Origin of the sequence: Aquabacterium sp., assembly GCF_021768455.1 — a bacterium.
Lineage (GTDB): Bacteria > Pseudomonadota > Gammaproteobacteria > Burkholderiales > Burkholderiaceae_C > Aquabacterium.
In genome coordinates, this window is sequence record NZ_JAIZVX010000198.1 from 1 (window position 1) to 5,939 (window position 5,939).

General features: G+C 69.7%; 5 protein-coding genes. 4 read left to right on the plus strand and 1 reads right to left on the minus strand.

What is annotated here, in order from left to right:
• The 4 genes from QZ994_RS18240 to QZ994_RS18255 all read left to right on the plus strand — a co-directional run.
• Positions 1-1,045, plus strand: a 1,045-nt coding sequence (locus tag QZ994_RS18240) for an alpha/beta fold hydrolase (RefSeq protein WP_290877002.1), incomplete at its 5' end; no start/stop codon positions are given.
• Positions 1,042-2,415, plus strand: a complete 1,374-nt coding sequence (locus QZ994_RS18245) for a HAMP domain-containing protein (RefSeq protein WP_290877005.1) — start codon at positions 1,042-1,044, stop codon at positions 2,413-2,415. The genes QZ994_RS18240 and QZ994_RS18245, both read left to right, overlap by 4 nt.
• The gene (locus tag QZ994_RS18250; protein WP_290877008.1) at positions 2,412-3,065 is read left to right on the plus strand and encodes a response regulator transcription factor; all 654 of its coding nucleotides are present in this window, start codon (positions 2,412-2,414) and stop codon (positions 3,063-3,065) included. The genes QZ994_RS18245 and QZ994_RS18250 overlap by 4 nt, the downstream gene beginning before the upstream one ends.
• Before the next feature lie 204 nt (positions 3,066-3,269).
• The gene (locus QZ994_RS18255; RefSeq protein WP_290877010.1) at positions 3,270-4,460 is read left to right on the plus strand and encodes an acetyl-CoA C-acyltransferase family protein; all 1,191 of its coding nucleotides are present in this window, start codon (positions 3,270-3,272) and stop codon (positions 4,458-4,460) included.
• On the opposite strand, the gene QZ994_RS18260 is transcribed toward QZ994_RS18255, so the two are convergent.
• The coding region (locus QZ994_RS18260) for an efflux RND transporter permease subunit (RefSeq protein WP_290877013.1) at positions 4,461-5,939 on the minus strand (1,479 nt) is incomplete at its 5' end.

Genomic DNA, 5,939 nt, shown 5'->3' on the forward strand with positions numbered 1-5,939 from the left:
GGCGGACGAAGGCTGGCTGGACCGTGGCGATGGCCACCGCCTGTGGTTCAAGGTCTCTGGCGCCCCCCACGGCCTGCCGGTTCTCGTGCTGCACGGTGGGCCGGCCAGTGGCAGCTCGCCCGCCCACCTGCGCTTTTTCGACCTGGGCCACCACCGCGTGGTGCAGTGCGACCAGCGCGGCTGCGGCCGCAGCCTGCCCTTGGGCGCCCTGGAGGGCAACACCACCGAGGCCCTGGTGGCCGACCTCGACGCCCTGCGTCGCCACCTTGGCATCGCACGCTGGCTGGTGGTCGGTGGCTCATGGGGCGCCAGCCTGGGCCTGGCCTATGCCAGCGCCCACCGCGCCGACTGCCTGGGCCTGCTGCTGCGCGGCAGCTTCCTGACCGGTGAGCCCGATCTGCGCTGGTTCCTGGGCGGGCCGGCCGAAGGTGCCGGTGCGCTGAAGCCTGAGCCCTGGGCCCAGCTGGTATCCCTGCCTGGGCTGCACACGGGCAGCCGCGCCACCGAGGTGCTGGCCGTGCACGCCGACCTCATTGAGCGAGGCTGGCACGCCCTGAACGACAACCAGGCCACCGTGACGACACGGGACATCGCCCTGGCCCGCCAGGCCCTGGCCGCCTGGCTGCAATGGGAACAGGCCTTGGGCGCACCGGGGCAAGCGCCCTGTGCAAAGGCGGCCACGGACCTGCACCTGCCCCCCCTTCCTGAGCACGACGACACCCTGCGTGCCCTGCTCGCCAAATACCGCATCCAGCTGCGCTACCTGCGCGAGCGCTGCTTCCTGGGAGAAGCCGCTCTGCTGGACGCGGCCGCGTCGCTCGAAGGCCTGCCCGGCCTGGTCCTGCACGGACAGCTCGACCTCGTTTGCCTGCCACGCAACGCCTGGCTGCTGCACCAGGCCTGGCCCGGCAGCGTGCTGCAGTGGGTGAGCGAAGCGGGCCACGATCCCTTTGGCGCGCCCATGCTCGCGGCCATGCAGGCCCAAGTGGCCCACTTCACCACGCACGGCGCCTTTGCGCACCCAGACCAGGGGCTCACACCATGAGCCTGAGGCTGCGCATCCAGCTGCTGGTGACCCTGCTGATGGGGCTGATGCTGGCCGGCCTGGCCTGGCGCGAGATCGACGGCACGCGGCGCAGCGTGCGCGAAGAGGTGGAGGCCGCCAACCGCGTGGCCGTGCAGGTGCTGCAGGTGGTGGAGCAGCGCCCCTTTGACGAGGCCCTGCTCATGCTCAAGGGCCTGGGCCGCGTGCGGGCCAACCGCCTGAGCCTCTTCGATGGTCGCGAGGTCCTGGTCTACACCTCGCCCGAATCGCCCTACAAGCCCGGCCGCTATGCCCCGGCCTGGTTCGCGAACCTGGTCACCCCCGACACCCAGCCGCGCCAGATCGCCCTGCCTGAAGGCCACCTGGAGGTGCAGGCCGACCCGTCCCGCGCCGTGCTCGATGGCTGGGACGACTTCCGCGAGCTGCTGACCTATGCCGCCGCAGGCCTGCTGCTGCTGAGCGCGCTGACCGCCCTGCTGCTGCGCCACAGCCTGCGGCCACTGGGCCGCATCGAAGCCGGGCTGCGCAGCCTGCAGGAGGGCCACTTCGACACCCGCCTGCCCCCCCTGCCCGGCCGCGAGGCCGCGCTCATCAGCCAGGCCTTCAACGACATGGCCCAGGCGGTGCAGGACAACCTGCACGCCCGCGACGAAGCCCGCGAGGCCCAGGCCGATCTGGCCCAGTCGCGCGAGCTCAACCAGGTCATCCTCGCGCGGGTGGAGGCCGAACGCGGTCGCATCGCCCGCGAGCTGCACGACGAACTCGGCCAGCAACTCACGGCGGTGCGCACGCTCTCGCAGGTGCTGCTGCAGGACCCGGCCTTTGCGCGCGACAAGGCCGAGGTGGCGCAGCTGCTGATGCGCACGACCGGCGAGATGTACGACAGCCTGCACCGCATGCTGCCCCGCCTGCGCCCGCTGGCGCTCGACCGGCTGGCCCTGGCAGACGCCCTGCACGACCTGCTGGTCGACTGGCGCCAGCTGCAGCCCGGCATCGTCTTCGAGCTGCACCTCGACCCGCTGCCCGAGGGCCTGAGCGACGCCCTGGCCACCACGCTCTACCGCATCACCCAGGAGGCCGTGACCAATGCCATCAAGCACGCCGAGGCCACCCGCGTGGCCGTGAGCCTGGTGCGCCACCCCGCTGCACTGAGCCTCACCATCGCCGACGACGGCAAGGGCCTGCCCGCCCACTGGCAGGCGCCGGGCCACTACGGCCTGGTCGGCATCCAGGAGCGCGTGGCCGCCCTGGGTGGGCACTGCCACTTCGCGCCCGGCCTGAGCGTGCACCACGGCCTGAGCCTCAAGGTGGAGCTGCCCTGGTCACCGCACGACGCCGCCGTCCACCCCGATCACATCCATTCCCCATGAGCCTCTCGCCCGCCCCCCGCATCCAGGTCCTGCTGGTCGACGACCACGCCGTGGTGCGCATGGGCTTTCGCCTGCTGCTGCAGACCACGCCCGACATCCAGGTCATCGGCGAGGCCGACAGCGGCGAGCACGCCATCGAGCTGTACCCCGCCCTGCGCCCCGATGTGGTCGTGATGGACCTGACCATGCCCGGCATGGGCGGCATCGAGGCCGTCAAGCGCATCCTCGCCTTTGACCGTGAAGCGCTGATCCTTGCGCTATCAGCGCACGAAGACGTGAGCCACCCGCGCCGCATCCTCAAGGCGGGCGCCGCCGGCTACCTCTCCAAGCGCGGCGCGGCCGAAGCGCTGACCCAGGCCATCCGCGATGTGATGGCCGGCCGCATCGTGATCGACCCGCTGATCGCCCAGCGCCTGCAGGCCGACGACGCCGATGCCGGCGCGCCCCTGGTCGAGCGGCTCTCGGAGCGCGAGTTCGAGGCCTTTCTGGGCCTGGCCAAGGGGCAGACCGTGGCCCAGCTGGCCGAGGCCATGCAGCTCTCCAGTTCCACCGTGGGCACCTACCTCTACAACATCAAGCAAAAGCTTGGCTTGCAGAACCAGGCCGAGATCACGCTGCTGGCGGTGCGAGAAGGCCTGATCGAACCATGATCGACGCGTGATCGGGCCCTGAAGGCACCCCGCGCACGCCCTGCACACGCCAGAGAGCCCGCCACCCGGGCGGGTATCCCCCGAAGCAGGTACCAACATGTACCTTCACCATGGAGATCAGTGATAATTTGACAACGCGCTCCGCCAGATGGCGTTGCACGCGCCCCATTCTCCATTTGATGATCCGTTCGGAAGGAACACACCATGACCCGTGACGTCGTTTTCGTGGGCGCAGCCCGTACCGCCATCGGCAGCTTTGGCGGCTCGCTCAAGGATGTGCCCCCCGCCCAGCTGGGCGCCCTGGTGATCAAGACCGCGCTGGAGCGCGCCGGTGTGCAACCCGCCGACGTGGGCCATGTGGTGCTGGGCAACGTGATCCCCACCGTGCCACAGGATGCCTACATCAGCCGCGTGGCCGCGCTGGAAGCCGGTGTGCCGCAAGAGGCCCCGGCCTTCAACGTCAACCGCCTGTGCGGTTCGGGCCTGCAGGCCATCGTGTCGGCAGCGCAGTCCATCCTGCTGGGCGACTGCGAGATCGCCGTGGGTGCCGGTGCCGAATCCATGAGCCGGGGCGCCTACCTCGTGACCAGCAACCGCTGGGGCGCGCGCATGGGCGACGTCAAGATGCTGGACTTCATGCTGGGCGCCCTGCACGACCCGCGCATGAACATCCACATGGGCATCACCGCCGAGAACGTGGCCGCCCGCTACGACATCAGCCGCGCCCAGCAGGACGCCTACGCCGAGCAGTCGCAGCAGCGCGCCGCCAAGGCCCAGGCCGAAGGCCTGTTCAAGGAACAGATCGTCCCGGTGGAGATCAAGACGCGCAAGGGCGTGGTGCTGTTCGACACCGACGAAGGCGTCAAGGCCGACACCACCGCCGACTCGCTGGGCAAGATGAAGCCGGCCTTCAAGAAGGAAGAAGGCACGGTCACGGCGGGCAATGCCTCCACCCTGAACGACGGCGCCGGTGCCGTGGTGATGGCCTCTGCAGAGAAGGCCAGGGCCCTGGGCCTCAAGCCCCTGGCGCGCCTGGTTTCCTACGGCCATGCCGGGGTCGAGCCCGAATACATGGGCATCGGCCCCGTGCCGGCCTCGAAGGCCGCCCTGGCCAAGGCCGGACTGACCGTGGCCGACCTCGACCTGATCGAGTCCAACGAGGCGTTCGCCGCCCAGGCCTGTGCCGTGTCCAAGGAAATGGGCTTCCCGAACGAGAAGACCAACCCCAATGGTTCGGGCATCTCGCTGGGCCACCCGGTGGGCGCCACGGGGGCCATCCTGGTCACCAAGGCGATCTACGAGCTGCAGCGCATCCAAGGCCGCTACGCCCTGATCACCATGTGCATTGGCGGTGGTCAGGGCATCGCGATGGTGATCGAGCGCGTGCAGGACTGATCAGGACGGCAGCACCGCGGCCTGGCCCCGCCGCCCCTTCAGGGCGCGCAGGCCGCGGCCCGTCAGCGCGATCAGGTCGTCCACATAGGTGAACACCACCGGGATCACCAGCAGGCTCAGGAAGGTGGACGTGATCAGGCCGCCGATGACGACGATGGCCATGGGCGCGCGGAAACTCGGGTCCACCCCCACACCCAGGGCGATGGGCATCATGCCGGCGCCCATGGCGATGGTGGTCATGATGATGGGGCGGGCGCGCTTGCGACAGGCGTCGATCACCGCTTCGGCGCGCGAGAGGCCGTGCTCGTTGCGGGCGATCAGGACGTAGTCCACCAGCAGGATGGAGTTCTTGGTGGCGATGCCCATGAGCATGATCAGGCCGATCATCGAGGGCATGGACAAGGCCGTGTGCGTCACGAAGAGCGCCACAAAGGCCCCCGGGATGGACAGCAGCAGCGCCGCCAGGATGGTGACCGGCTGCATGAAGCCCTTGAAGAGCAGCACCAGCACCACGTAGATGCACAGCACACCGGTGGCCATGGCCAGGGCAAAGCTGGCAAACAGCTCGCCCATGGCCTCGGCATCGCCCACGGTGGTTTGCGTGACGCCGGGCGGCATCTGCTGCAGGCTGGGCAGGGCCAGGGCCTGGCGCTCGACGTCACCCAGGGGCTGCTGGTTCAGCTCGATCTCGAAATTGATGTTGCGCTGGCGGTCGTAGCGGTCGATCACGGCGGGGCCACTGTCCAGGCGCAGGCTGGCCACATTGCCCAGCGGCACGGGCCCCCGCGCACCCGGCACCGGCAGGCGGGCCAGCAGGTCGAGGTCGGTGCGGGCCTCGGCCGGCAGTCGCACCACGATGGGCACCTGACGCTGGCTGAGGTTGAGCTTGGGCAGGTACTGGTCGTAATCGCCCAGGGTGGCGATGCGCAGGGCATCGGCGATGGCGGTGGTGCTCACCCCCAGGTCGGCGGCGCGGGCGGCGTCGGGCTGCACCACCAGTTCAGGTCGAACCAGGCTGGAGGTGGAGGTGACGTTGCCGATGCCGGGGATGGTGCGCAGTTCTTTCTCGACGCGCTGGGCGTGGGCGGCCAGGGCGTCGCCGTCTTCACCGGCCAGCACCAGGATGTACTTCTCGGCCGAGCCGCCAAAGCCCACGTTCACGCGGGCACCGGGCAGGGCTTCCAGGGCCGAACGCAGCTCGCCTTCGATGTCCTGCTTGCTCACACCGGGGCGCTGCTTGCGGTGGGTCATGTTGAGCGTGAGCGTGGCCTTGCGCACCTCGGCCGCCCCCTGGGGTGCAAAGGGGTCGCCGCCCGTCGCGCCACCGCCAATGGCGGTGTAGACCAGCTTGACGTGCGGGTGCTTCTGCACGATCTCGCGGGCCTTTTCGGCCAGTTCGCGCGTTTGCGCAAAGGTGGACCCCGGCGGCAAGGACAGCGACACCTGGGTCTGCGAGAGGTCGTCCGGCGGGATGAAGCC

Excerpts from the sequence above, each read along its gene's own strand:
- QZ994_RS18245 (WP_290877005.1), top strand. The coding sequence starts at position 1,042 with ATGAGCCTGAGGCTGCGCATCCAGCTGCTGGTGACCCTGCTGATGGGG.
- QZ994_RS18250 (WP_290877008.1), top strand. The coding sequence starts at position 2,412 with ATGAGCCTCTCGCCCGCCCCCCGCATCCAGGTCCTGCTGGTCGACGAC.
- QZ994_RS18255 (WP_290877010.1), top strand. The coding sequence starts at position 3,270 with ATGACCCGTGACGTCGTTTTCGTGGGCGCAGCCCGTACCGCCATCGGC.